This is a genomic window from Hafnia paralvei (assembly GCF_020150375.1).
Taxonomy (GTDB): domain Bacteria; phylum Pseudomonadota; class Gammaproteobacteria; order Enterobacterales; family Enterobacteriaceae; genus Hafnia; species Hafnia paralvei.
In genome coordinates this window covers 213,503-238,455 of record NZ_CP083737.1, presented here as the reverse complement: position 1 = coordinate 238,455, position 24,953 = coordinate 213,503, and the positions used below count along the sequence as shown (strand labels likewise).

At 49.2% G+C, this 24,953-nt stretch carries 20 protein-coding genes; 10 read left to right on the top strand and 10 right to left on the bottom strand.

What is annotated here, in order from left to right; translation table 11 throughout:
* Positions 1–112: 112 nt before the first annotated feature.
* Positions 113–949, bottom strand: a complete 837-nt coding sequence (locus tag K9N75_RS01100; RefSeq protein ID WP_008815887.1) for a dienelactone hydrolase family protein — start codon at positions 947–949, stop codon at positions 113–115.
* A gap of 338 nt (positions 950–1,287) precedes the next feature.
* On the opposite strand from K9N75_RS01100, the gene udp reads away from it, so the two are divergent.
* Positions 1,288–2,049, top strand: coding sequence for a uridine phosphorylase (udp, locus tag K9N75_RS01095; protein WP_004089366.1), 762 nt, complete (start codon positions 1,288–1,290; stop codon positions 2,047–2,049).
* A 75-nt stretch (positions 2,050–2,124) separates the two neighbouring features.
* Here udp and fsa read toward each other — a convergent pair whose 3' ends face one another.
* Positions 2,125–2,787, bottom strand: coding sequence for a fructose-6-phosphate aldolase (gene fsa / locus K9N75_RS01090; RefSeq protein ID WP_008815886.1), 663 nt, complete (start codon positions 2,785–2,787; stop codon positions 2,125–2,127).
* Between the two features lie 16 nt (positions 2,788–2,803).
* Entirely contained in the window at positions 2,804–5,305 is a 2,502-nt protein-coding gene (gene ptsP, locus K9N75_RS01085) for a phosphoenolpyruvate--protein phosphotransferase (protein ID WP_224452136.1), read from the bottom strand.
* Positions 5,306–5,633: 328 nt separating this feature from the next.
* Between ptsP and K9N75_RS01080 the strand changes: the two genes are divergently transcribed.
* The 5 genes from K9N75_RS01080 (at position 5,634) to K9N75_RS01060 (ending at position 10,647) form a co-directional block, all read left to right on the top strand.
* Complete coding sequence (locus tag K9N75_RS01080) at positions 5,634–6,716, top strand: PTS fructose transporter subunit EIIC (protein ID WP_039189755.1); 1,083 nt, start codon at positions 5,634–5,636, stop codon at positions 6,714–6,716.
* 21 nt (positions 6,717–6,737) lie between these two features.
* Complete coding sequence (locus tag K9N75_RS01075) at positions 6,738–7,058, top strand: PTS fructose-like transporter subunit IIB (RefSeq protein WP_004089362.1); 321 nt, start codon at positions 6,738–6,740, stop codon at positions 7,056–7,058.
* A 68-nt stretch (positions 7,059–7,126) separates the two neighbouring features.
* The gene (locus K9N75_RS01070; protein ID WP_224452135.1) at positions 7,127–9,424 is read left to right on the top strand and encodes a formate C-acetyltransferase; all 2,298 of its coding nucleotides are present in this window, start codon (positions 7,127–7,129) and stop codon (positions 9,422–9,424) included.
* Positions 9,390–10,277, top strand: coding sequence for a [formate-C-acetyltransferase]-activating enzyme (locus tag K9N75_RS01065; RefSeq protein WP_061059330.1), 888 nt, complete (start codon positions 9,390–9,392; stop codon positions 10,275–10,277). Before K9N75_RS01070 ends, K9N75_RS01065 begins: the two co-directional genes overlap by 35 nt.
* Before the next feature lie 25 nt (positions 10,278–10,302).
* Entirely contained in the window at positions 10,303–10,647 is a 345-nt protein-coding gene (locus tag K9N75_RS01060; RefSeq protein ID WP_008815881.1) for a PTS fructose-like transporter subunit IIB, read from the top strand.
* Positions 10,648–10,660: 13 nt separating this feature from the next.
* Here K9N75_RS01060 and K9N75_RS01055 read toward each other — a convergent pair whose 3' ends face one another.
* Positions 10,661–11,515 (bottom strand): AraC family transcriptional regulator, encoded by an 855-nt coding sequence (locus K9N75_RS01055; RefSeq protein WP_008815880.1) that lies wholly within the window; start codon positions 11,513–11,515, stop codon positions 10,661–10,663.
* A gap of 264 nt (positions 11,516–11,779) precedes the next feature.
* Positions 11,780–14,056, bottom strand: coding sequence for a 5-methyltetrahydropteroyltriglutamate--homocysteine S-methyltransferase (metE, locus tag K9N75_RS01050; RefSeq protein WP_008815879.1), 2,277 nt, complete (start codon positions 14,054–14,056; stop codon positions 11,780–11,782).
* A 271-nt stretch (positions 14,057–14,327) separates the two neighbouring features.
* Here metE and metR point away from each other — a divergent pair, with 271 nt between their 5' ends.
* Positions 14,328–15,335, top strand: a complete 1,008-nt coding sequence (gene metR / locus K9N75_RS01045; RefSeq protein WP_004089354.1) for an HTH-type transcriptional regulator MetR — start codon at positions 14,328–14,330, stop codon at positions 15,333–15,335.
* On the opposite strand, the gene K9N75_RS01040 is transcribed toward metR, so the two are convergent.
* From K9N75_RS01040 to K9N75_RS01020, 5 genes are all read right to left on the bottom strand, one after another.
* Positions 15,247–16,113, bottom strand: a complete 867-nt coding sequence (locus K9N75_RS01040) for a carboxylate/amino acid/amine transporter (protein WP_224452134.1) — start codon at positions 16,111–16,113, stop codon at positions 15,247–15,249. The two genes, metR and K9N75_RS01040, sit on opposite strands and share 89 nt — an antisense overlap.
* A 170-nt stretch (positions 16,114–16,283) precedes the next feature.
* Entirely contained in the window at positions 16,284–17,423 is a 1,140-nt protein-coding gene (locus tag K9N75_RS01035; protein ID WP_082019210.1) for a DUF4056 domain-containing protein, read from the bottom strand.
* Entirely contained in the window at positions 17,417–18,559 is a 1,143-nt protein-coding gene (locus K9N75_RS01030) for a BamA/TamA family outer membrane protein (protein ID WP_008815875.1), read from the bottom strand. The genes K9N75_RS01035 and K9N75_RS01030 overlap by 7 nt, the downstream gene beginning before the upstream one ends.
* Positions 18,559–19,578 carry a hypothetical protein gene (locus K9N75_RS01025; RefSeq protein WP_130976038.1) on the bottom strand — a complete coding sequence of 340 codons (1,020 nt, stop codon included), beginning with the start codon at positions 19,576–19,578 and terminating at the stop codon, positions 18,559–18,561. The genes K9N75_RS01030 and K9N75_RS01025 overlap by 1 nt, the downstream gene beginning before the upstream one ends.
* A 190-nt stretch (positions 19,579–19,768) precedes the next feature.
* Positions 19,769–22,099: a zinc/cadmium/mercury/lead-transporting ATPase gene (locus K9N75_RS01020; protein ID WP_224452133.1), complete on the bottom strand. Its 2,331-nt coding sequence runs from the start codon at positions 22,097–22,099 to the stop codon at positions 19,769–19,771.
* Positions 22,100–22,379: 280 nt separating this feature from the next.
* Here K9N75_RS01020 and K9N75_RS01015 point away from each other — a divergent pair, with 280 nt between their 5' ends.
* The 3 genes from K9N75_RS01015 (at position 22,380) to K9N75_RS01005 (ending at position 24,952) form a co-directional block, all read left to right on the top strand.
* Complete coding sequence (locus K9N75_RS01015) at positions 22,380–23,075, top strand: pirin family protein (RefSeq protein WP_008815872.1); 696 nt, start codon at positions 22,380–22,382, stop codon at positions 23,073–23,075.
* Positions 23,076–23,319: 244 nt separating this feature from the next.
* Positions 23,320–23,625, top strand: coding sequence for a PTS sugar transporter subunit IIB (locus K9N75_RS01010; protein WP_008815871.1), 306 nt, complete (start codon positions 23,320–23,322; stop codon positions 23,623–23,625).
* 16 nt (positions 23,626–23,641) lie between these two features.
* Positions 23,642–24,952 carry a PTS sugar transporter subunit IIC gene (locus tag K9N75_RS01005; RefSeq protein ID WP_008815870.1) on the top strand — a complete coding sequence of 437 codons (1,311 nt, stop codon included), beginning with the start codon at positions 23,642–23,644 and terminating at the stop codon, positions 24,950–24,952.
* Position 24,953 lies beyond the last annotated feature (1 nt).

Sequence of the window (24,953 nt, the reverse complement as noted above, 5' to 3'; positions counted from 1 at the left end):
TTTTAGGTTATCGCTCCCACCTTATCAGATTCAGTGAAAAGCGGTAAAACCGCATCGCACCGAATCCTTATGAGCATGCAATCGCACCAACAAAATGAGTCACGGTTAGACGTTATTCCACCTTATTTCCACCATAGGTGGCAAACCACGCTAGCATACGCTGCCAACCATCGTTGGCTGCTTCAGCGTTATAACTCGCGCGATAATCCGCATTAAATGCATGCCCAGCCTCTGGATAGACGATAATTTCTGCGATTGCATTGGCTGCTCGCAAAGACTGTCGCATCGTCTCTACCGTTTCTTGCGGAATGCTATCATCCAGACCACCGTACAAGCCTAACATCGGCGCACTAAGCTCAGCGGCAACATCAACGGGATGCTTTGGCGACGTTAAAGTTTTATCGCCCACCATGCGACCATACCATGCAACCCCCGCTTTAAGTTGAGGATTGTGCGCAGCATAAAGCCAAGTAATACGTCCACCCCAGCAAAAGCCGGTGATAAACAAGCGGCTCGCATCACCACCATGGCGAGTGGCCCAGTGAGCTGCATGATCTAAGTCCCCCAAAACCTGTTTATCAGGTACTTTGCTGACCAGATGTTGAAACAACGAGGGAATATCAGTGTAGTCACTGGCCTCCCCTTGACGGAAATAAAGCTCTGGGGCAATCGCCAAATAGCCCTGTTTTGCCAGACGACGGCAAATATCTTGAATATGCTCATGCACACCAAAGATCTCCTGCACCACCAATACAACGGGCAATGGCCCTTCTGCGTGCAAAGGCTTGGCTAAATATGCTGGGAGATCGTCTCCCTGAGATGGGATGGTAGTGAATCCTGCATGCAAACCTTCACTATCGGTATGGATCGAGGTAGAAGCGATAGTGCCAGCGGCGGGGGAGAACGATGACGGTGAGGTTATCAACGTAATAAGATCTTCGGTCTTCATGTAAAACTCCCTGTCTGAATATATTGCAAGAATGTTAAGTATAAATAGCAATAATTTGTTTGCATGAGAATCAAACAATCACTCGGAAGCACTAAACAACACGTTATCACCCACAAGCGTGCTCCCAACTAGCGAAGATAAAGTGTACATGTCACACTGTGAGCGGTGAAAAAAACCGCTAACTCGCCATATTGTGTGATTTTAATCACAATTATTTGTCGTTCTTGTTATTGTTTCTTCATATCTAGTGATTTGAGTCACGCATTTCACTGATGAATTTCAGTAGAGTGCGTTTTTGTTCCTCCTTAACAACTTATAGCAATGACAGAGGAGTCCGTATGTCTAATTCTGATGTTTTCCACCTCGGCCTAGTAAAAAGCGATCTGAAAGGCGCAACCTTGGCTATCGTCCCTGGTGACCCTGAGCGTGTAGAAAAAATTGCTAATTTGATGGATAACCCAGTCAAATTGGCCTCACATCGTGAATTCACTTCTTGGCGCGCAGAGCTAGACGGTAAATCTGTCATCGTTTGCTCAACCGGTATCGGTGGTCCATCAACCTCTATCGCCGTTGAAGAACTGGCGCAGCTAGGCATTCGTACCTTCCTGCGTGTCGGCACCACTGGTGCAATTCAGCCGCACATCAACGTGGGTGATGTATTGGTCACTACGGGTTCTGTACGTTTAGACGGTGCTAGTCTGCACTTCGCACCAATGGAATTCCCTGCCGTTGCCGACTTTACCTGTACGACCGCACTGGTTGATGCTGCTAAAGCGGTTGGCGCAACGACTCACATTGGCGTAACCGCATCTTCTGACACCTTCTACCCAGGTCAAGAACGTTATGACACCTTCTCTGGCCGCGTCGTTAGCCGTTTCAAAGGCTCTATGAAAGAGTGGCAGGAAATGGGCGTGATGAACTTCGAGATGGAGTCAGCGACTCTGCTTACCATGTGTGCAAGCCAAGGTCTGCGCGCAGGTATGGTTGCAGGCGTTATTGTTAACCGCACGCAGCAAGAAATTCCAAACGCAGAAACTATGAAGAAAACCGAATCTCACGCGGTGAAAATCGTGGTAGAAGCAGCACGTCGTCTGCTGTAATCGTTCGATTCAGGCAACGCTCAATATCAAAAGGGAGGCTTATGCCTCCCTTTTCCATGGTAGTTCTCAAGACAGCTATAAACAGAGAGAACCAAACGCCCCCTGCCAATCCTGCTCAAATTTAACAACCGCCGCATCCACGGCTGGTGACGCCAAGAATTGCTGAGCAACATCCAACGGCAACGTTATCGCTTCACAGCCCACCAGCAGACAATCTAATGCCTGACGCGGCGTTTTAAAGCTAGCTGCCAGCACCTTCGCGTGTGGAGCATGCATTTCCAGCAATGACTGAAGTTCTTGCACTGTTTTAATCCCATCACCACCTTGGGCATCAATGCGATTCACATAAGGTGCAACATAGTCTGCCCCCGCGAGTGCAGCCAATAACCCTTGTGCCGCACTGTAAACAGCGGTGCCTAACGTTGGGATACCTAACGCTTTTAACTGTTTGATCGCCGCTAATCCTTCGGGCGTTACCGGAATTTTCACCACCAGCCCAGATACCCGCTCCGTCAGCTGTTTAGCCTCTGTAACCATCTGTTCAGCATTACGTCCCATGACCTGTGCAAACAAAATTCCGCTGCCGCCAAGCGCATCACGCAGCTGTGGTAAGACATCCCAAACGGGCTGCCCACCTTTTGCGATAATACTGGGGTTAGTTGTTACCCCTTGCAGAGGAAAAATACGGGCTAAGCGTGCTACTTCCGCGATATCTGACGTGTCTAAATAGAGTTCCATAACCTGTTTCCTTAAATTAAATGTCTAGCTCACGAGCCAGTAAGTTAGCCACATCGCTGGCATCACTAGCGCCAACCAGCGCGGAACGAAACTCCTCATGCATGATGCGACGCGCCAAGCGAGAGAAGATGCGCATATGCTGATCCCCAGCGGCATGTTTGTTTAGGGTTAACATAATGATGTATTGAGCCTCTTCATCTCCCCAGATGACTGGCTGCGGCAATCGCGCAACGCTGATCGTAGATTGCTCAATGTGTTCAGATTTAGTGTGGGGAATCGCAAAACCAAAACCGAGCCCGGTGGAAAATACGGCCTCTCTCGCCCATAAGTCAGCTTCAAGCTTACGCGGGTAGCGACAGCGCCCTGAGAGCAAAAGATTATCGGTCATTCCTTTAATGACCTCTTCTTTACTGCGCCAATCATTATTGAGTGAAATACAGTTAGCGCTAATCAGCGGAGCATCCTGCTGCGTCATGCGGAATTGAGCCAGTAAGTGCTCCACTTCTAAAGAAGTCCGGCAAGCCATAGCACGATTTAATAACAAGCGGCATTCGCGGCTGTCCAACTGTGCAAGCCGCGCTTTTGTCGCTGGAATAGAAGGAGCACTCATGCTGATTTCATCCAGCCCCAGTCCAAGTAACAACGGCAGCACCGAGCCTTTGGCACCTAACTCTCCGCACAGCCCAATCCATTTCCCCTGCCGATGTACTTCGCGCACCGCGTGATCTAACGCTCGTAAGAACGCAGGATTGAGGCTGTTGTAATGCTTGGTGACCTTAGCGTTATCACGGTCAACGGCGAGCAGATATTGCGTCAGGTCATTGCTGCCGATGCTAAAGAAATCAATCTCTTCACAGCATTGGTCGATAATAAACATCACCGATGGTACTTCCAGCATGATGCCCAACGGGATCTTTTCATCGAAAGGGATCTGTTCGGTACGGAGCTTTTGCTTCACTTCGGCAAGTTGATCTTTAACCCACAAGATCTCCTCCATCGAAGAGATCATCGGAATCATGATCTTCAGAGAGCCATGCGCCGACGCACGTAATATTGAGCGTAGCTGGGTATGAAAAAGAGAGATAAATTCCTGATAGATCCGTACCGCGCGATATCCGAGAAAAGGGTTATTTTCTGCGGGAATTTTGAGATACTCAACGGGCTTATCCCCGCCAATATCCATGGTACGCACAATAATGCTACGCCCCTCAGCGCCCTCAAGTGCCTGACAATAAATATTGTAAAGCTCGTTTTCTGATGGTGCATGAGCACGATCCATATACAGCATTTCAGTGCGGAATAACCCTACCGACTCAGCCCCGTTACTAAATGCCGGTGCGGCTTCAATGGAGTGGGCAATATTTGCGGCAACTTCCAAACGGACCCCATCTGCGCTGCGCCCCTGCGTGGAGAGATATGCTCTCTGCTGCTCACGGATGCGCTGCTGAACCTGTGCCTCAAGCTGATAATAACGCTGCACTTCAGGCGACATATCGACAGCAACCAGTCCCAAATCCCCATCAATTTGCACCTCCTGACCAACATACGCAGCAAGAGCCTCTGCATCCACGCCCACCAGCGTCGGAATATTGAATGAACGCGCCAAAATCACCGTATGTGAAGTGCTGCCACCGTTGCTCAGCAGCAATCCTTTCAGCAGTGATTTATCCAGTTCTAAAAACTGACTTGGCGTTAACTCATCAGCCATACAGATTGAGCTTTGTTGCAACGCGGTCTGAGAAGGGAATCGCTGACTACCATAAATTTGCTGTAATAGCTGAAAACAGACATCACGAACGTCAAGTGCCCGTTCGCGTAGATACTCACTCGCCGATGAGGAAAACTGCTGGCAGAAATGCTCTTCAGCCGCGACGATAGCCTGCGCACAGCTAGCGCCTTTTACTATCTGCTCTAAAATCTGAGCACGTAATGAGTGATCGCTGAGCAAAGAGCGATGCGCTTCCAACACCGCGCTCGTCGTACCGTTATCATCCAACAGTTGCAGATCCAAAGACTTCAGCAAACGGCTTAAACCCAAATCCAACGCCCCCTGCTCTTCTTCCACACCGCGCGACGCGGGCAGTTCACCAAGATGCTTCAAATCCATGGTAGATAGGCGCAATAAAATCCCCTGAGCAATTCCACCGCACACCGAGCGAGCACGAATAACGTTAGGGTTTAGATGAGTCAGTGACTGCGGCAATGCTTCTTCTTGGCTTTCCGAACTCTGTGGCAAAGGGGCATCACAATGAGGAAATTCATCTTTGATAAAGGTAGAAATACGTAAAAAAGCCTGTTCGGCATCAACACCCTCAATACTGATATGGCATTCATCGCCCTGCAGTGTATCCGTACCAATTAAAGATAAGGCGCTTTTAGCATCCCCTTGCCTACCTGTACGCAAGTTGAACCACTCAATACGCGCAGTGAATTGGTTGCATAAGGTTTCAATATGACTGGCGGGACGGGCATGGACACCGTTCGGTAAATCACAGGTAAATTTCAGCACTTGCGGCATGACGCGTTCTCCTGAACCAAAACTGGATGATGGCTAACAGGATAAAAGCGGTCTCCCCTATGCGGCTATGGGACAAAAATGCCAAACACTGGACAAATGTAATCATAAGCCAAAAGTGCGATGATGCTCACATCCCAAATTATGATGGGAAATATGTATCTATCATCGACAATTTTGCGCCCGATCGCATTTTTCCACATACCGTACAAATATCCAGTAAATGTCAATTTTCTCCACTGTCTGCCTTACGCCAGATTGCCTATTGTGGAAACCTATTTCCTGTCATGCCCCTACCGCGGCAAACAAAGTCCATGCACTGGAGAACGCTATGAAAGAGTTGGTTCAGATACTCAAAAATACCCGCCAGCACTTGATGACTGGCGTATCACATATGATTCCTTTCGTGGTAGCCGGCGGTATATTGCTTGCCGTTTCCGTCATGCTGTACGGTCAAGGTGCGGTACCGAATGCAGCAACCGATCCCAATCTGAAAAAGCTGTTTGATATCGGCGTTGCCGGCTTAACGCTGATGGTGCCTTTTCTTGCAGCCTATATCGGTTATTCAATTGCTGATCGCTCTGCGTTAGCGCCCTGTGCAATTGGCGCTTGGGTAGGCAACTCATTTGGCGCAGGTTTTTTTGGAGCAATCATCGCCGGCATTATCGGCGGCATCATTGTTTTCTATCTCAAGAAGATACCTGTTCCCAAGATCCTGCGTTCCGTCATGCCTATTTTTGTTATCCCAATCATCGGCACGCTGCTGACCGCGGGGATCATGATGTGGGGATTGGGCGAACCAGTAGGCGCTCTCACTTCTAGCCTCACGCATTGGCTGCAAGGCATGCAGCAAGGGAGCATTGTGGTGTTGGCGATCATCATGGGGTTAATGCTGGCCTTTGATATGGGCGGCCCCGTCAACAAAGTTGCCTATGCATTTATGCTCATCTGCGTCGCTCAAGGGGTGTATAGCGTGGTAGCCATTGCCGCCGTAGCGATTGCTGTGCCACCTCTTGGGCTAGGTTTCGCCACTCTGATTGGTCGCAAATATTACAACGCCGAAGAGAAAGAAGCGGGCAAAGCGGCATTGCTAATGGGCTGCGTAGGGGTTACAGAAGGTGCGATACCTTTTGCCGCCGCTGACCCTCTGCGCGTAATTCCGTCCATTATGCTCGGCTCTGCCTGTGGCGCGGTAACCGCTGCACTATTAGGTGCTCAATGCTATGCAGGCTGGGGAGGACTTATCGTTCTGCCCGTCGTGGAAGGCAAGCTCGGTTATATCGTGGCATTAGCCGTAGGCATGGTCGTCACAGCCCTTTGCGTCAACGTGTTAAAAAGCCTGGCCGCTAAAAAGCAGGCTAAGAAAACAGAAACCAAAGAAGACGATTTAGACCTAGATTTTGAAATCAATTAATTCTGCTTTGAGGACATCATTATGACCAAAATTATTGCTGTGACCGCTTGCCCATCCGGTGTTGCCCATACTTACATGGCCGCTGAAGCCTTAGAACGTGCAGCGCTTGCCAAAGGCTGGGAATGCAAAGTAGAGACTCAAGGTTCAATCGGACTAGAAAACGAATTAACAGCTGAAGACGTGGCATCTGCGGATATGGTGATCTTAACCAAAGACATCGGCATCAAATTTGAGGAAAGATTCCAAGGCAAAACCATCGTACGCGTCAACATCAGCGATGCGGTAAAACGCGCTGATGTCATTATGGGAAAAATTGAGTCGCATCTTTCACAAACTGCCTGATTGCCCAACGAGAGTGGCATCACCGCTGCTCTCGATTACTGCGCTGAATTCTCGAATCGGAGTCCATTATGACCGCTCGTATCGAACGCCTTAAAGCCGCGATGTTTGCAAATCCAAGAGAAATTTCTCTGGAACGCGCCCTGCTCTATACCGTCAGCCACCAGCAGACCGAAGGTGAGCCAACCATTTTACGCCGCGCTAAAGCGACCGCTCACATACTCGATCACGTCGAGATTTCGATTCGAGCTGATGAACTTATCGCAGGCAATCGCACCGTTAAGCCACGAGCGGGGATCGTTTCTCCTGAGATGGATCCTTATTGGTTGCTAAAGGAGTTGGAGCAGTTCCCGACGCGCCCACAAGATCGCTTTGAGATCTCCAACGAGGATAAGCAGATATATCGTGAGCAGCTATTCCCATATTGGGAAAAGCGCTCCATGAAAGATTTCATCAATGAACAGATGACCGATGAAGTCAAAACGGCCGTTAAAACGCAGATTTTCAGCATCAACCAGACCGACAAAGGTCAGGGGCATATCATCATTGATTACCCACGTCTGCTTAAAAATGGTCTTGGTCAGTTAGTGGGTGAGATGCGATCGCTTACCGCTCAGCATCCAGATAATGCGTTCTATCAGGCAGCCCTTTTACTGCTCGAGGCCTCACAGCGCCATATTCTGCGCTATAGCGCGTTGGCACAGGAGATGAGCTTCGCCTGCTCAGATGCACTGCGTAGGGAAGAGTTGGCAAACATTGCAGAGATATCTCGAACTATTGCCACTGAACGACCACGAGGCTTCTATCAAGCCTGCCAGTTGTTTTGGTACATGAACATCATTCTTCAGTATGAATCGAACGCCAGCTCGCTCTCGCTAGGACGTTTCGATCAATACATGTTGCCGTTTTATCAGACATCGCTACAGCAAGGAGAGGAGCCGCAGTTTTTACAAGAGCTTTTAGAGTCGCTATGGATCAAGTGCAACGATATCGTCTTACTTCGTTCAACCTCCAGTGCACGCTACTTCGCCGGATTCCCTACGGGTTATACTATCTTGTTAGGGGGGCTTACCGAAACCGGCCGCAGCGCCGTTAACCCGCTGTCGTTTTTATGTTTGGACGCCTACCAAAATACCCAACTACCGCAACCAAATCTCGGCGTACGCGTTAATGAATTGATCGACCGGCCTTTCCTCTTAAAAACGGCTGAAACCATCCGTATTGGTACGGGGATCCCACAGATATTCAATGATGAAGTCGTCGTACCGGCATTTTTGAACCGCGGAGTTTCTCTGGAAGATGCGCGCGACTATTCTGTGGTTGGCTGCGTAGAACTGTCTATCCCCGGCAAAACCTACGGTTTACATGACATCGCCATGTTTAACCTACTTAAGGTGATGGAGATCGTTCTACTTGAGAATGAAGGTAACGCCAATCTTAGCTATGACGATCTGCTAGAACAAATCCGCCATAAGATTTGTCATTACGTGAAGCTAATGGCACAGGGTAGCAACATCTGTGATATTGGCCACCGCGATTGGGCTCCTGTTCCTTTACTTTCCTCTTTTATCAGTGACTGCCTCCATAACGGCAAAGACATTACTGAAGGCGGCGCACGCTACAACTTCTCTGGCGTACAAGGAATTGGCATCGCTAACCTCAGCGACTCACTGCATGCGTTGAAAAGGATCGTTTTTGATCAACAGAGGCTCAGTTTTGATGAACTTATCGCAACGCTAAAGGCCAACTTCGCCACCCCTGAAGGTGAGCAAATTCGCGCTCGCCTTATCAACCGTTTTGAAAAATACGGCAATGACATCGACGTCGTAGATAACATTAGCGCCGACCTGCTGCGCTTTTATTGCAAGGAAGTAGAAACCTATCGCAACCCACGCGGAGGCCAGTTCACACCGGGGTCTTATACGGTTTCAGCACATGTCCCACTGGGTGCCGTCGTGGGCGCGACGCCCGACGGACGCTACGCAGGGGAACAACTGGCCGACGGCGGATTATCCCCCATGCTTGGTCAAGATGCTCAAGGGCCGACGGCAGTACTTAAATCGGTCAGCAAGCTGGATAACTACCTACTTTCTAACGGTACACTGCTGAACGTCAAATTCACGCCGTCTACGCTTGAAGGGCAATCCGGCCTCAACAAGCTGGCTGATTTTCTTGGCGCCTTTACCAAACTCAAGCTTCAGCATATCCAATTTAACGTTGTAAATGCTGAAACATTGCGAGCAGCTCAGGCGAAGCCACAAGACTATGCTGGGCTTGTCGTTCGTGTTGCTGGCTACAGTGCTTTCTTTGTCGAGCTTTCAAAGGAAATTCAGGATGACATCATTCGCCGTACGGCACATCAGCTCTAGTAAGCCGATATCTGCTGGGCGCTTGTCAGACAACATGGCGCGGATTTTTAATATACAGCGCTATTCGCTCAACGACGGAGGCGGGATCCGCACCGTCGTCTTTTTCAAGGGATGTCCGCATACCTGTCCGTGGTGTGCGAACCCCGAATCAATGTCGAGCCGCATTCACACCGTGCGCCGAGAAGCAAAATGCTTGCACTGCCAGCCTTGCCTTAACAATGCGGATGAATGTCCGGCCACGGCAATGGAGCGTATTGGCCGTGATATTTCATTAGAGAATCTGCTTAAGGAAGTGCTCAAAGACGACGTTTTTTTCCGCACATCTGGGGGAGGAGTCACCCTGTCGGGCGGCGAGGTACTTATGCAGGCTCCCTTTGCACTACAGTTTCTTACCCGCCTTAAAGAGCTTGGAATAAATACCGCGATAGAAACCGCTGGCGACGCCAATGAAGAAATGCTGCTCAAAGTGGCTCAACGATGTGATTTAGTGCTTTTCGATCTCAAAATAATGGATACGGAACAGGCAAAAAATGTGCTGAATATGCATCAGCCACGGGTTTTAAAAAACTTCGCTCGCCTTATTGCAGCAGGAATACCAGTGATACCGCGTGTACCACTCATTCCCGGTTACACGCTGGAGCACAACAATTTTCATGCAATTCTCGACTTCTTGGCTCCGTTCAATCTGCCGGAAATACATTTATTGCCTTTCCATCAGTTTGGCGAGTCTAAGTATCAGCTCTTAAATCGACCTTATGCGATGAAAAATGTTGCAACACCGAGCGAACGGGATGTTGAACTCATACGACAACTGGCTATAAATGCAGGCTATCATGTTATAACTGGCGGATAAGTCATATGCGGACAAGGAGACAGAGATGACAATAAAACTGGTGGCAGTGACAGGCTGCATTAGCGGTGTTGCTCATACCTATATGGCCGCAGAGAGGTTAGAGAAAATCTGCCAGCACGAAAAATGGCAAGTGAAAATCGAAACTCAAGGCGCACTCGGCATCGAAAACGCACTGACAGAACATGATATTCGCTCGGCTGACGTTGTGTTACTCATTGCCGATATTGAGCTAGAAGGCGCGGAGCGTTTTGCTCACTGCCGCTGTGTGCACAGCAGCATCAGCACATTCCTGCGTCTTCCAGAGAAAACGCTCTCTGCTGTGAAAAAAATCATCACATCCCCGCAGGATACTCACATTGACATCAGCTAAAACTGTCGATTAGCTACTTATCTAGCAGTTGGCTTCGATACTGGCGACGATATTCAGAAGGCGATCGTTCGGTGGTTTTGCGAAACAGTCTACAAAAATAGTTACTATCAACAAAACCACAGGCGTGTGCGACCTCTTTTACCTTCATGTCATAACGTTTAAGCAAGTGTTTTGCCTGTTCCAGCCGCGTGTAGTTCAGGTATTCATTAAAACCGATCCCTCCTGCTTTCTGAAACAGATGAGAAAGGTAATTCGGTGATATATAAAACGCCTGCGCCACAGATTCACGCGTCAGTGGTTCACGGTAAAACTCATCAAGATGTTCACGTACCGCATCAAACAGAGCCTGACTGCGGGAAGCCGTCTGCACCTGACTCCCGAGTAAATCCAAGCAATGGCTGATCAGGCTTTTCACGATAAAACATGCTGTGCTCTGGTCCCGCTGATTCCATGTCAGTTCATTTAGCGCCTGAAGCAAAAATGACCCAACCCGCGGGCCACGACGCGCTACATTTTGTTTGCCAAGATCTTGGTATTGCTCGCCATCCCAGCTCAACAGACTGAACCCTAACTGCTGCTTACCAAATAAAATACTAAGCGTGGTCACCGGCATCTTCCATGCGGGGCTATTCCAACCACCCGCTGGAACAAACAAAGCATCACCGGCCTGAAGAATATGCTCAGCAGCGCCTTCCTGCACATCTTCCCATTTCATTTTCTGCTGGCCTTCCAGCACGAGCTCCAAACGAGGGAAATTCACCTGATATGCAAGTTCAGGCGCGGGTTGCTGATTCCCTGCAAAATACACCTGCCCCTGCCGATCCGGCTGCTGTAGCCATAACGTTAACGCATGTGTAATTTCTCTCATGAGATCCAAACCCTTTGGTGATATACCCCAATAATTGCCATTGCAACACAAGAAGGATTTAGCCTTTTGAACAGCGCTTGCGCTGGCCCCAGCGGGGCGAGGCAAAGCCGAGTCACGCGGCAAGCATCGTGGGTATAAATATCGAGCTAACGGCTTAAAAGAATATCACAGACTATTTCTCTCACCGCTGACCTTTCCTTTAAATACACAAAACGGCTACTGGAAATCCAGTAGCCGTTGGTTTATAGCCAAGAAACGTATTGATTACGCTTCTAGTTCACGCAGTCGCTGCGCTGCTTTCACCATATTCGCCAGTGACTGACGAGTTTCAGGCCATGCGCGTGTTTTCAAACCGCAGTCAGGGTTAACCCACAGACGCTCCGCAGGAATGTTTTGCGCAGCTTTACGCAGCAAGTCCTCAATCCATTCTACGCTTGGTACGTTTGGCGAGTGAATGTCATAGACGCCAGGGCCAATTTCATTGGGATATTCGAACTCTTTAAATGCTTCCAACAGATCCATATCCGAACGAGAGGTCTCGATAGTGATTACATCCGCATCCAGTGCCGCAATAGAATCCATAATGTCATTGAACTCGCAATAACACATATGAGTATGGATTTGAGTGTCATCTTGAGCCACAGCGGCATTTAAGCGGAATGCATCAACCGCCCATTCCAAATATGCCTGCCAATCCGAGCGACGCAGCGGTAAGCCCTCACGTAAGGCAGGTTCATCAATCTGAATGATGCCAATACCGGCTTTTTCCAAATCTTCCACCTCATCGCGCAACGCTAAGGCGATCTGCTTAGCGATGATTTCACGTGTCACGTCTTCACGAGGGAATGACCAACACAGAATAGTGACAGGCCCTGTCAGCATGCCTTTTACCGGTTTGTCTGTCAGTGACTGAGCATATTTAGCCCATTCGACGGTGATCGCCTCTGGGCGACTGATATCACCAATAATGACCGGTGGTTTTACACAGCGAGAACCATAGCTCTGTACCCAACCGTTTTGGGTAAATACAAAGCCATCGAGGTGTTCACCAAAGTATTCCACCATATCATTACGCTCTGCTTCACCGTGGACCAACACATCTAGGCCAAGACGCTCCTGTTCAGAGATAGCCTGTTTAATGTGCTCGCTGATCCCTGTGCGATAGTTATTACCATCCACACGCCCCTGTTTGAAGTCGAGACGAAGCCCACGAATTTCGGTCGTCTGTGGGAATGAGCCGATGGTTGTCGTTGGCCATGCTGGCAGATTAAAGCGCGCGCGCTGAGCTTTCGCTCGTTCTTCATAAGGTTGATTACGCGCACTGTCACGAGCGGTAATTGCCGCCAGACGCTTCTCTACCTGCGCATTGTGTACACGGGTTGAACTACGACGAGCGCGAATCGGCGCGCTGTAATCGGTCAGCGACTGTAGATTTTCTGCTGTCGGATCGTTGACCGCTTTCGTCAACAGTGCCAACTCTGCGCATTTTTGTAATGCGAAAGCAAACCAGCTTTTTACCTCTGCATCCAAGCGCGTTTCAACATTCAGGTCGATTGGGCTATGCAGCAGTGAACAAGAAGAACCGATCCAGATTTGGCGTTGGGACACCAACGGCTGAATGCGCTCGAACCACTGGCCGACATCAGCACGCCATACATTACGACCGTTAATCGCACCGATGGACAGTACCCACTCTTGCGGTAGCGTGTTGTGCAATACCGATAAATCATCGTTGCCATGTACCGCATCTACGTGCAGCCCTTGAACCGGCAACGCACGGATTATGTCTAGGTTATGGCTGATACCTTCAAAATAGGTCGTCAGCAGCAGTTTTACCTGCCCAGCCAACGCCTGATAAGCGGGTTGATACGCATCCAGCCACTCCTGAGGAAGTTCCAGAACCAGCGCAGGCTCATCGATTTGTACCCACTCAATGCCGCGCTCGGCCAACGCTTTTAGCACCTGTTGATAAACCGGCAGAATATCCTTCAAGAGTTCCAGTCGATCAAACTGGGCACCTTTCACTTTGCCGAGCCAGAGATAGGTTACGGGGCCAAGCAGTACAGGTTTTACGTTATGACCCAGCGCTAACGCCTCATCAACTTCTTCCAGCAACTGTTGCCAGCCCAAAGAGAAACTCTGACCCTGCGTGAACTCAGGCACCATGTAGTGGTAGTTAGTGTTAAACCATTTGGTCATTTCGGCAGCGGCGGCCGGCTCGCCGGTTGGTGCACGACCACGGCCGATACGGAATAACGTATCTAAATCAATCGAGCCGTCAGCATTTTGATGACGTGCTGGCACATTCCCCAGCAGCAGGCTGGTTGTCAGTACATGGTCGTACCACGCGAAATCACCCACCGGTAATAAATCAACGCCCGCGTCTTGCTGTTGCTGCCAATGACGTGCACGCAGCTCTTTACCTACGGCCAATAATTCGTTTTGAGAGATATTGCCCGCCCAATAGCTTTCTTGTGCTTTTTTCAGTTCGCGACGCAGGCCGACACGCGGGAAACCTAAAGTGTGATTGATTACGCTCATTATTGTTACCTCATTATGACCCGATCTAACCGCGCTCGGCGTCTGAATTATTATGGTTATACTCTAGATAATCTGGGTTGAAGAAAGGTGACACGTGAGCGGCTCCCTAAGTGGATAGACAGTGATGTCATTAGGGTGAACAAACAGGGTCAACACATCAGCAACTTTAATTATGAAGGATATAGCCATCTAGATGTTTACACATCCATAATCCACAGGTACTGTGTATCGAACAAGCGCAAATTATTCACACTCAAGGTGAAAGACTCTCATGATCGAACTGAAACACTTAAGGACGCTGCAAGCACTGAGGAATACAGGCTCTTTAGCTGCAGCCGCAGCACAGCTGCATCAAACACAGTCAGCCCTTTCTCATCAGTTCAGTGATTTAGAGGAACGTCTGGGCTATCGCTTATTTGTGAGAAAAAGCCAGCCGCTACGTTTTACCGTGCAGGGTGAGATCATGTTGAGATTAGCGGAGCAGGTGCTACCACAGATCCAGCAAGCCTTAAAAGCCTGTAACGAACCCCATCAAAGCGCTCTGCGTATAGCGATCGAATGTCATAGCTGTATCCAATGGCTCACACCAGCGCTAGATAAATTTCGCGAACATTGGCCAGACGTATCCGTCGATTTTCACTCCGGCGTGACCTTCGATCCTCAGCCCGCATTGCAACAGGGTGAATTGGATTTAGTAATGACGTCCGATATTTTGCCGCGCAGTCATTTGCACTACACGCCGATGTTTGATTATGAAGTACGTCTAGTACTCGCACCGGATCACCCTCTGGCGAATAAAGCTGAAATCACGCCGCAGGATCTGGCAGAGGAAACCTTGTTGATTTATCCGGTACAGCGTCAGCGCCTAGACGTATGGAGACATTTTCTGCAACCGGCTGGCATTACCCCAGCGCTGAAAAGCGTGGATAACACCTTGCTGCTGATTCAGATGGTTGCCGCACACATGGGTATTGCTGCATTACCGCATTGGGTCGTGGAAAATGTGGAGCGTCAGGGCTTAGTAGTCACTAAGCCGCTGGGGGAAGGGCTATGGAGTCGTTTGTACTCTGCGGTTCGCGATGGGGAACAAAACCAGCCCGTGACAGAAGCCTTTATCCATTCGGCGCGCCGCCATGCCTGCGAACATCTGCCCTTCGTACGCGACGCGGAAATCTATCACAGTAAAATTGCTAACGGTCTGTCTCCTCACGACGAACAATCCAGCGCCGATGCACCCATAGCGAAAGCGCGATCACCGCGCCACCAGCAATCAGCCTGATCCAGTCAGGGTGCTGCTGCCAAATCGCCAGATTAACCAGCAGCCCTGCCGGAATGAGCACATTGTTCATGATGGCTAAGGTTCCAGCATCCACCTGAGTGGCACCATAGTTCCACATGAAATAACCCATGCCTGAAGCGCCAATGCCAAGCCAAATCAGGATCCCCCACTGCAAACTGGTCGTTGGCATCATTTGATGATGCCCAAATATCAGCCATGCCGGCAGGGCAATGCATAGCGCGCCCAAGTAAAACCATGAAAACGCATTACGCTGTGGCATCGGGCTGATTTCCATCAAGCGTTTGTAGCCAACCTGCCCAATTGCAAAGCAAATATTTGCTCCCTGAATCAGACTAAACCCCAGTAAAAACTGCGGGCTCAAAGGGTTATAGCGGATAATCAAAGCTCCTAAAACAGCGAGCAACGCGCTAAATAAGTATCCCCAGCGCAGACGATTTCCTTGCATAAGATCGTAAATCAACGTGACATAAATCGGCGTCATGATGGTGAACAGCAGAACTTCTGGCACCGACAGGTACAGGAAAGACTGATAATAAAACAGGTACATCACGCCTAACTGACAGGCTCCGAGCGCCATATACAGCAGCGCCTGTTTAGCCTGCACGCCGCGAAAACGTAGGAAAGGTAAGAATACCAACGCAGCTAACGCGACACGCACCAATACCGCGAACCACCCATCAACCTGACCGGCAAGGTAAACACCAATCAAGCTGAATGAAAATGCCCACAACACCGTGGTGAGAAGTAATAGAATCACGAAGTTTTTCGTCCATTGCCGATTTAGAGGGCAATTCTACTGAAGGATGACGAGCAATGTTGGACGAAGTCGGTTTACAAGTGACGTATAATCAACCAAACAATTTGAAGTGGCTGGGGTAAATGAGTGCAGCACTCTCCACAATTTGAAGTATGGCAGGTAGATATCCCTTACTTCATTTCTGCCAATTGCCCTGCATCCTCGGCTCTCGCATGCAATGCAAGCGCGGGAAAATCGCGGAACGTGTAATATTCGTCAGGCTTAGGGAGTTGCTTCATTGAGCGGCCTGACAAGAGACGTAATTCACCGAGATCTTTCATCTGAAAGCCTGCCCATTCGGCAGGAAGCCGTAAACGTAGCGATGCGGTGGATTCACTCGGTATCGGCGTCGGGATGCGATCGTCGTCAGTCAGATAGTTGCGCTTTAATACCAAAAACTTCTCCGGCACAGCACGGTGGCTATCCCACCAGTTGCCATCCAGCATGTCGAATTGAAAACGCGTATCTTTGGCCGATACTGCCCCTAACTGATGCAATGCTGCGGGCAAAATGGCCTGCATAGACAGATTAAATTGCTCAACCGAACTCGAATGTCCCTGCAAAATGAGCGACGCGGCCAAACGTGCCCCTAACAAATTGGAGTAGAGATCTTCTGGCGAAAATGCCGAAATTCCTTCTGAAAATCCGGGAACAGACTCGAAACCATACCATTGAGCAATTTCATGCCACGCGGCAACCTGAAATGCCAAATAGCTTGAAAGATAGGCCGCCAGCGTAAATCGCTCGGCTTCATTTTGCGGTGGAGTGAATGCAAACAACTGGATATGGCGCTGTGCGAGTTCTTCGCTTAGCACGATCGTTTGCTCTTGCCCCAACCGTGGCCAAATCTGGCTGAACAGAAAGAGCGTCATATCTGCCGTATCACGCACATGTGCGATATCGATAAACCCACCATGAGCGGTATAGAGCAAACCGTCTTGCTCGCTGCTGATACCCATTAGATTAGCGACGGCACCCAATAAGCTATCGTTATAATGATGCTCACCCAATCCATCAGCTTCAACCACATTATTTAGCTGGTAAAGCGGTACAGGAATACCTAATGCCTGCGCCTTTAGGTTATAGCCAAACGCACAACATGGCCGCAAACCATCCGGAGCAGAAAGCATTTCAACCGTCGGCCATGCGCGCGTTGCCTGCTGAAGCGGAGAGGTGGATAAATCTGGCACAATAGGCAGCTTAATTTGAGAGAAGCAGGAAGATGACAGCAAGATGCCGGTAATGAGTCCATATTTTACAACGTTCAAAATGCTTCCCCTACCTGAAAATAAAATCCGGTACTTCCCTTACCAACACCCAGATCAAGCCGTACATTCATGCGTGGTTTGAATTCAAAACGATAGCCTACGCCCACTGAAGGCAGCCAGCGACTTTGCCCTAAATCGCTGGCTCTTGGCCCCATGGTACCCGTACCCAGCCAGCCGACAACACCATTGCGCCAGTCGAGCTTACGTCGATATTCAACTTGAGTACTCACCACGTTTCTATCGCGATAGCGCCCTTCATAATAGCCACGCATACGATTATTACTTCCCAAAAGCGGCAACATATTCCACGGCACATCACCTTGCGTAAAGCGGCCATCGACTTCCCACGCCAGAACATTATCTTCATCCAGTGCATGGTATAGGGCATAACGACTATCCAGCTCATCAAAACGGGTATCACTGCCCAGCTCTGGCGCGTAATGAGTGTAGGTGATATTCACCAACTGTCCGTGCCGTGGATTAGCGACAAAATCACGGGTGTCGTAAGTAAACGTCGCGCTAGCGCCTGAACTGAGCACCGAAGTTCCCGCTTTTTCGCGTTCCAAAGTGCCTTTGTCTTTATCCTGAATTGAAGCCGCATGTACCGAAGAGAAAGACCAGCCAACACCTAAATAGGTATTCGCCGCAATGCGATACAAAAGATCGGGTTTAGCACTGAACTCCTGAGAAGTATATTTCTGTTTGTCGCTGTCATTGCGGCCAGCACTGAATCCTGAGCCCCAATAGTAGGTAGGCATATCATTGAGAGCACCGCTCAAGTAGAAGCGCCAAGCATCGTCGGCAAAAAAACTATAATTATCCAGACCTATGCCAAAGGCACCCGTAGAGCTGGCAAATCCGCTAAGCGAAAGCGTGGAGTTTTGGCTAACGTGATCGGTTTCGTCAGGTCGGTACATCCCAACAACGGCTACACCAACGCCAAGGCCTAACTCTGGTGTATAGAAGGGCCCCGGCATGACGCCCCAGTCGATACCTTTACTAGAATCGAACTGGTTATCTGCGCCTAACCCCACCAACCAGCCATCAACTTGTTGGCGCGAAGGCAGGAGATCCCCCGCCTGAACCAAGGTCGATATACTGAGGCAGCTCACCAGACAAAGCCCTGCTATACCTCGCATTAAAAGCGATACTCACCGGAAACAAAGAAACTGTTACGTTCGGCAAAGCCAAACTCAGTGATCAGATTGAAATTACGAGTAATTTCATACTGCGCCCCGAGCAAAACATTCCACGGCGATTGCAGATGCTGTTTGACGTCAAAGCGGCCATTTTTTGCCAGAGCCGTCAAAGAGCTTGGTAAATTCAGATCGCTAAGGTTACCTCTGAACTCTTGCTGGACATCTTGGTACATTGAACCAATCCAAGCATTTAACTTACCCGGAGCAAGATTCAACATGTCTATCCCTGGCGTGGTAAAGCGGTAGCCCAGACGAGGCGTGAGGGTAAATGCAGAGATGCTCCCATCCAGAATATCAAAGCGAGTTTCAGTATAGTTTGCATCAATAGCGCTAAACCAGTTGTTATACCCGCCCACTAGCGTCGCACCACCGCCGTATGTAGTTCCTTTAAAATCAAGATCAAAACTCGTTCCGGCAGGCACTTTAATGGGGAATGACCCTAACTTTACGCTAGTGATTTTAGTGCTTGAAGTTCCTTTGGTATGACCGACTAACCCATAAATATTTAAGAATGGCAGGATCCAAGCATCCAACTTCACTGATTCTGTTTTACTTTTCTCTCTAGTATGGCCGACACCAATATTTAATAACTTATCAAGATTTAGCGGCAACCCAGTCAGCTTGATGCTGTCCACGACAATATTTTGCCGCATATTCATATAATTTACACCGATGCCAAAAGGCTCCGGCAATTCGTAACCCAGAGCTCTAGCCTCATCGCCCCAGAAAGGCAAATAGGATGAGGACGCTGACGAAATAGCTTTTTTCTTGCCCTGTTTTGTTGCTGTTGCAGAGACAGTACTTTCTCCACTCACATTCTGTTGCGGCAAGAGAAACTTAGGTGCGGCAGCCTGATCGATCATGGCTTGAGTGGCATCATCAGACTCTGGCAAATCAGCAAAGGCAAAAGAGGACATCATCGCCACTGGGATCAGCGCGAGCAGAGTTGAATTCTTCATTTTAGGTTTAGCTTTTATTTGAAATATGAATTGAAAACTCGAATATGTGTGTAAAACGAATAATTACGAGCAGAAACCGCGCGAGTATACCAGCAAACTATGGGTATTTAGCGCGTCATAAAATGCGAATCGCGACTAAGATGCCTCTTAGTCGCGATTAATTTTTACTATTTTACATGTGGTTATGTAACTACTTCGTCTTTCTTAATAATCTTAAAGCATTAGCAGTTACCAATGCGGTAGCACCAGAATCAGCCAGAACCGCTAACCACAAACCGGTAAGTCCTAATAGACTCGTCACCATAAAGATGGCCTTCAGCCCCAGCGCAATAGTGATATTTTGCCGGATATTGGCATGAGTCGCACGCGACAGAGCAATAATCTCAGGCAATCCCGTTAGGCGGTTATGCGTCAACGCCGCATCGGCGGTTTCTAAGGCGACATCCGAGCCACTGCCCATGGCTATCCCAATGCTGGCCGCTTTCATCGCTGGCGCATCATTAATGCCGTCTCCCACCATTGCCGTGTCTGCTTTTCGGCTTAATGCGGTAACGGCTTCGACTTTATCAGCAGGCAGTAAGCTTGCACGAAAATCAATACCGAGCTGGCTGGCAATCGCCGCCGCGGCGCGTGGGTTATCGCCTGTAAGCATAACGCCACTGATCCCCATGCGTTTAAGCTGCGCAATAGCCTCTACCGCATCAGCACGTAGCGTATCGCTTAATGCGATCAGGCCAACCGGCAACTGAGCTTGAACCACTACGACTACCGTTTTCCCTGCACTTTCCAAATCATGCACCTGCGCTAACGCCGCTTCTGATAACGCATTTTGCGCCAGCTTAGAAGGTGCCATTACCTGAATCAGTTCACCGTTGATATAGCCTTCGACGCCAATACCCGCCTTAGCTTGGCGTTCATCTGCCGTCAGTTGCCCTAACTTCTGTTCAGTCACTTTGCGCACGATAGCCTGCGCCAACGGATGATGAGAACCCACTTCCACCGCGGCTGCAAGCGTGAGAACTCGCACTGAATCCACGTTGCCCAGAGCCACCACGTCAGTGACCTGCGGAGTCCCCTGCGTCAGCGTTCCGGTTTTATCAAACGCAATCGTAGTGACTCGCCCTAGCTGTTCCAGCGCTGCGCCACCTTTAATCAAGGCTCCACGGCGTGTTGCGGCAGCTAAACCAGAGGTGATCGCTGCCGGAGTAGAAATAACTAACGCACAAGGGCAACCAATCAACAGCATAGTTAAACCACGATAGATCCACGTATCCCACGACTGAGCAAAAAAGAGCGGTGGAACCACAATCACCAGTAGCGAGAACAGCATGATCGCTGGCGTGTAATAGCGGCTAAAGCGATCCAGAAAACGCTCAATAGGCGCACGCCGTTCATCAGCTTCTTCGATCAATTGTAAAATACGGTCAATCGCGTTATTGCCCGGCTCCGACACCACCCGTAGCTGGCAAACACGATCGACCACCAGAGAACCCGCCGCAACTTTCTCACCGCTTTGGCGCTCCACGGGGACGGATTCACCGGTTAACGCACTTTCGTCAAAGCTCACTCCATCAGCCAGTAGCTCTGCGTCCGCTGGCATACGCGCGCCCGGCGCAACTTCAATTATCTGTCCTGGCAATAGCGAAGAGACAGCGACCGTTTTACGCTGGCCGTTTTCAATCACGATGGCTTCTTCGGGCACCAGAGCCATTAACGCACTCACGCCCTTGCGTGCACGGTTAGCTGCATAAGACTCTAATAGCTCACCGATCATAAACAGCAGCAATACCATGGCTGCTTCTTCGGTCGCGCCAATAAATAGAGCACCAACCGCGGCAATACTCATGAGCGTTTCGATCGCAAATGGCGTGCCGCTACGAGTGAGTTTCCACGCTTGGCGTACCACTGGCGCTAACCCCACCAAAGTAGTCGCAATAAAAGCAATACGCCCTAATGCTGGACTAAACTGTTCAATGCCATAGCTGACTATCATCAAAACAACCAAAGAGATCAGCAGGCCGTATTCTTTCCAAAAGCTATTTTCTGGCGGTGGCGTCGTGCCATTCACGCCGAGGAGAACGAAGCCCGCGTTTTCAACCGCAGTCTGCACTTTTTTACTGACGTCATGACCCGCATCGACCACCAGTTTTTCTGTGGCAAATAACACGGCGGCATGATTAACGCCGGGGATCCCGCTCACCGCGGTTTCTATTTTCTTAGCGCAGCTTGGGCAGTCCATCCCACGAACTTTCCAGCTAAAACGTTGGCTGCCAGCAGGAGGTGGAGTTAGAGAGGAACCTGAGGGGTGTTCATCCTCATCATCATTGTCATGGCAATGACCGCTGCTACAGCAACTGTCCCCACCCGATTTGGATCCTGCCGAATCGGTTTGTGTATCCTGATGCTCATGAGCTGTCGAGCAACAGCCGTGCTGCGTTTTGCTATGGCTATGGCTGCAGCCACATGAAGAGTGTCCGTGAGCATGATTCGGCTCATGGGAGTGATGAATGTGTTCAGACATGCTGACCTCCGTGGTGTTATCCGCTAACGGATGAAGATGGATTTCTAAGATTTTAGGGAAGTCTACACCTTGGAGTCGACTCCAGAGTCAAGGGTTTAAATGAGATAAATTCTTGTTTTGCATATTCCGGAAATGAAACAACTTTCATGATAAATCTAGATCTTGTTCTGATTTTTTGAACAGAGGGATGAGTTTTTTACGCTTTCTTATTATCGGCTTAGGTCTAAACTAGATTTCAACGACAAGAGCCTGATTGGCTGGCTCATAGGAGATTTTGATTATGATTTATATCCGTAAAGCAAATGACCGTGGTCACGCAAATCATGGTTGGCTCGATAGCTGGCACTCTTTCTCTTTCGCTGATTACTACGATCCCGATTTTATGGGATTCTCAGCGTTACGCGTAATTAACGACGATAGAATCGCTGCAGGTGAAGGTTTCCCAACGCATCCGCATAAAGACATGGAAATCCTGACCTATGTAATGGAAGGCGCCGTTGCTCACCAAGACAGCATGGGCAATAAAGAGCAGGTTAACGCCGGTGAGTTCCAGATCATGAGCGCCGGTACCGGTATTCGCCATTCTGAATTCAATGCTTATCAGGATCGCGACTTACATCTGTATCAGATTTGGATCATTCCCGATCAGAAAAACCTGACACCTCGCTACGAGCAAAAAGCGTTCGACGTGCCACAAGGGCGCCAGTTGGTACTCTCTCCTGATGCTCGCGACGGGTCATTGAAAGTGTTCCAAGACATGACACTCACCCGTTGGGCGCTGCTGAAAGACGAGCAGAGCGTTTATCAGATGCAGGCAGATCGCCGCGTTTGGATTCAGGTTGTCAAAGGCAACGTTTCCATCAACGGCCAACACGTTAGCACCGCCGATGGTGTTGCCATCTGGGATGAAGCGGCAATTTCTATCCATGCTGATGATAAAGCGGAAATCCTGCTGTTCGACCTGCCAGCCGTATGAGCCATTAGATAACGTGTTCAATGCCAGCCTAAGGGCTGGCATTTTTTATGCCTGAAATTCTTTGTTAGCCTATTTTTTCCACAGTATCTATTTAACTTGTGACCGTTTTCACAGCTTTTATCTGAGTAAATTTTCATTCCTGAATACCGCTCTCACTTTAGTTTTTTTGTATTGGAAACCGGTTTCCAAAATGTATCCAATGAGTTTTAGAAAATGAACCGTTTAACTCAGAGAGAACATAAAAATGAAAAAAATCATGCTGTGCTGTGCTGCGGGTATGTCCACCAGTTTATTGGTGAAAAAGATGCTGACATCCGCGCAGGAGCGCGGGTTAGACGTTGAAATCAAAGCTTTTGGCGCAGGCGAATTTGACGACCAGTTTGAGCATTATCAGGTCATATTGCTGGGGCCACAGGTGAAATATATGCTCAGCGGTCTGGCGCAAAAAGCAGAGCCGAAAGGCATTCCGGTGGCGGCTATCGACATGATGGATTACGGAATGCAGCGTGGCGATAAAGTATTAGATTTTGCCCTGTCGTTAATCGATTAGCGCGAGGGGATCGCCAATGAGCTTATATCAATCAATGGTTAGCGTGATTGAACAAAAGATCGCGCCTCTAGCCGGTTCTATCGGGCAGCAAAAATATGTGATTGCCATCCGTGATGGTTTTCTCGCCGCCCTGCCCTTCATGATTATTGGCTCGTTCATGCTGGTATTTATCTTTCCGCCTTTCGACGCAGATACGCAATGGGGATTTGCCCGCGGCTGGCTGAATTTTTCACTTAAATACCGTGCCGAACTGATGTTGCCGTTTAACCTTAGCATGGGCGTAATGACATTTTTTATCTCCGTTGGTATCGGCGCCAGCATGGGTAAACACTATAAGCTCGATCCCATCATGACTGGCCTACTGGCATTCATGGCCTTTTTAATCGTCGCTGCGCCTTATAAAGATGATCACATCTCGACTCAGTACTTCTCAGGACAAGGGATCTTCACGGCAATTATCACTGCTATCTATGCCAGCGAAATGTACGCCCTCCTAAAGCGTAAAAACATCACCATCCGGCTGCCCAAAGAAGTCCCTACAGGGGTCGCCCGTTCGTTTGAAATCTTAATTCCTGTGGTGATCATCGTCGCAACGCTGCATCCGTTAAACCTTTTAGTTGAATCCATGACGGGGATGATTATCCCTGAAGCCATCATGCATTTATTGGCTCCGCTGGTTTCAGCCTCTGATTCCCTGCCAGCCATTTTGTTATCGGTGTTACTGTGCCAAATCCTGTGGTTTGCCGGAATTCACGGTGCGCTGATCGTTACTGGCATTATGAATCCGTTCTGGATGACCAATCTGGCACTCAATCAAACTGCATTAGCAACTGGCGCACCGCTACCGCACATCTATTTGCAGGGGTTTTGGGATCACTACCTGCTGATTGGCGGCGTGGGTTCTACGCTACCTTTGGCATTCCTACTGTTACGTAGTAAAGCCATTCACCTACGAACCATCGGAAAAATGGGCGTTGTACCGAGTTTCTTTAATATCAACGAACCGATTCTGTTCGGTGCCCCCATCATCATGAACCCCGTGTTTTTCCTACCCTTTATTTTAGTACCCATGATCAATGCCACTTTTGCATGGACCGCCACCAAACTTGGCTGGGTTGCACAAGTGGTTTCAATGACGCCATGGACAACGCCTGCGCCAATCGGAGCCTCATGGGCAGCAAACTGGGCACTCAGTCCCGTCATTATGTGTCTGATCTGCATGGTGTTGTCCGCTGCAATGTACTACCCATTCCTGAAAGCCTACGAACGTACCTTGCTTAAACAGGAAGAAGATAAACAGGCCAATGAACTGGCGTTGAACTCATAAC

Bases quoted from the DNA above. Each gene is read 5' to 3' on its own strand.
- K9N75_RS01100 (WP_008815887.1), bottom strand. From the start codon at position 949: ATGAAGACCGAAGATCTTATTACGTTGATAACCTCACCGTCATCGTTC.
- udp (WP_004089366.1), top strand. From the start codon at position 1,288: ATGTCTAATTCTGATGTTTTCCACCTCGGCCTAGTAAAAAGCGATCTG.
- fsa (WP_008815886.1), bottom strand. From the start codon at position 2,787: ATGGAACTCTATTTAGACACGTCAGATATCGCGGAAGTAGCACGCTTA.
- ptsP (WP_224452136.1), bottom strand. From the start codon at position 5,305: ATGCCGCAAGTGCTGAAATTTACCTGTGATTTACCGAACGGTGTCCAT.
- K9N75_RS01080 (WP_039189755.1), top strand. From the start codon at position 5,634: ATGAAAGAGTTGGTTCAGATACTCAAAAATACCCGCCAGCACTTGATG.
- K9N75_RS01075 (WP_004089362.1), top strand. From the start codon at position 6,738: ATGACCAAAATTATTGCTGTGACCGCTTGCCCATCCGGTGTTGCCCAT.
- K9N75_RS01070 (WP_224452135.1), top strand. From the start codon at position 7,127: ATGACCGCTCGTATCGAACGCCTTAAAGCCGCGATGTTTGCAAATCCA.
- K9N75_RS01065 (WP_061059330.1), top strand. From the start codon at position 9,390: ATGACATCATTCGCCGTACGGCACATCAGCTCTAGTAAGCCGATATCT.
- K9N75_RS01060 (WP_008815881.1), top strand. From the start codon at position 10,303: ATGACAATAAAACTGGTGGCAGTGACAGGCTGCATTAGCGGTGTTGCT.
- K9N75_RS01055 (WP_008815880.1), bottom strand. From the start codon at position 11,515: ATGAGAGAAATTACACATGCGTTAACGTTATGGCTACAGCAGCCGGAT.
- metE (WP_008815879.1), bottom strand. From the start codon at position 14,056: ATGAGCGTAATCAATCACACTTTAGGTTTCCCGCGTGTCGGCCTGCGT.
- metR (WP_004089354.1), top strand. From the start codon at position 14,328: ATGATCGAACTGAAACACTTAAGGACGCTGCAAGCACTGAGGAATACA.
- K9N75_RS01030 (WP_008815875.1), bottom strand. From the start codon at position 18,559: ATGCGAGGTATAGCAGGGCTTTGTCTGGTGAGCTGCCTCAGTATATCG.
- K9N75_RS01025 (WP_130976038.1), bottom strand. From the start codon at position 19,578: ATGAAGAATTCAACTCTGCTCGCGCTGATCCCAGTGGCGATGATGTCC.
- K9N75_RS01020 (WP_224452133.1), bottom strand. From the start codon at position 22,099: ATGTCTGAACACATTCATCACTCCCATGAGCCGAATCATGCTCACGGA.
- K9N75_RS01015 (WP_008815872.1), top strand. From the start codon at position 22,380: ATGATTTATATCCGTAAAGCAAATGACCGTGGTCACGCAAATCATGGT.
- K9N75_RS01010 (WP_008815871.1), top strand. From the start codon at position 23,320: ATGAAAAAAATCATGCTGTGCTGTGCTGCGGGTATGTCCACCAGTTTA.
- K9N75_RS01005 (WP_008815870.1), top strand. From the start codon at position 23,642: ATGAGCTTATATCAATCAATGGTTAGCGTGATTGAACAAAAGATCGCG.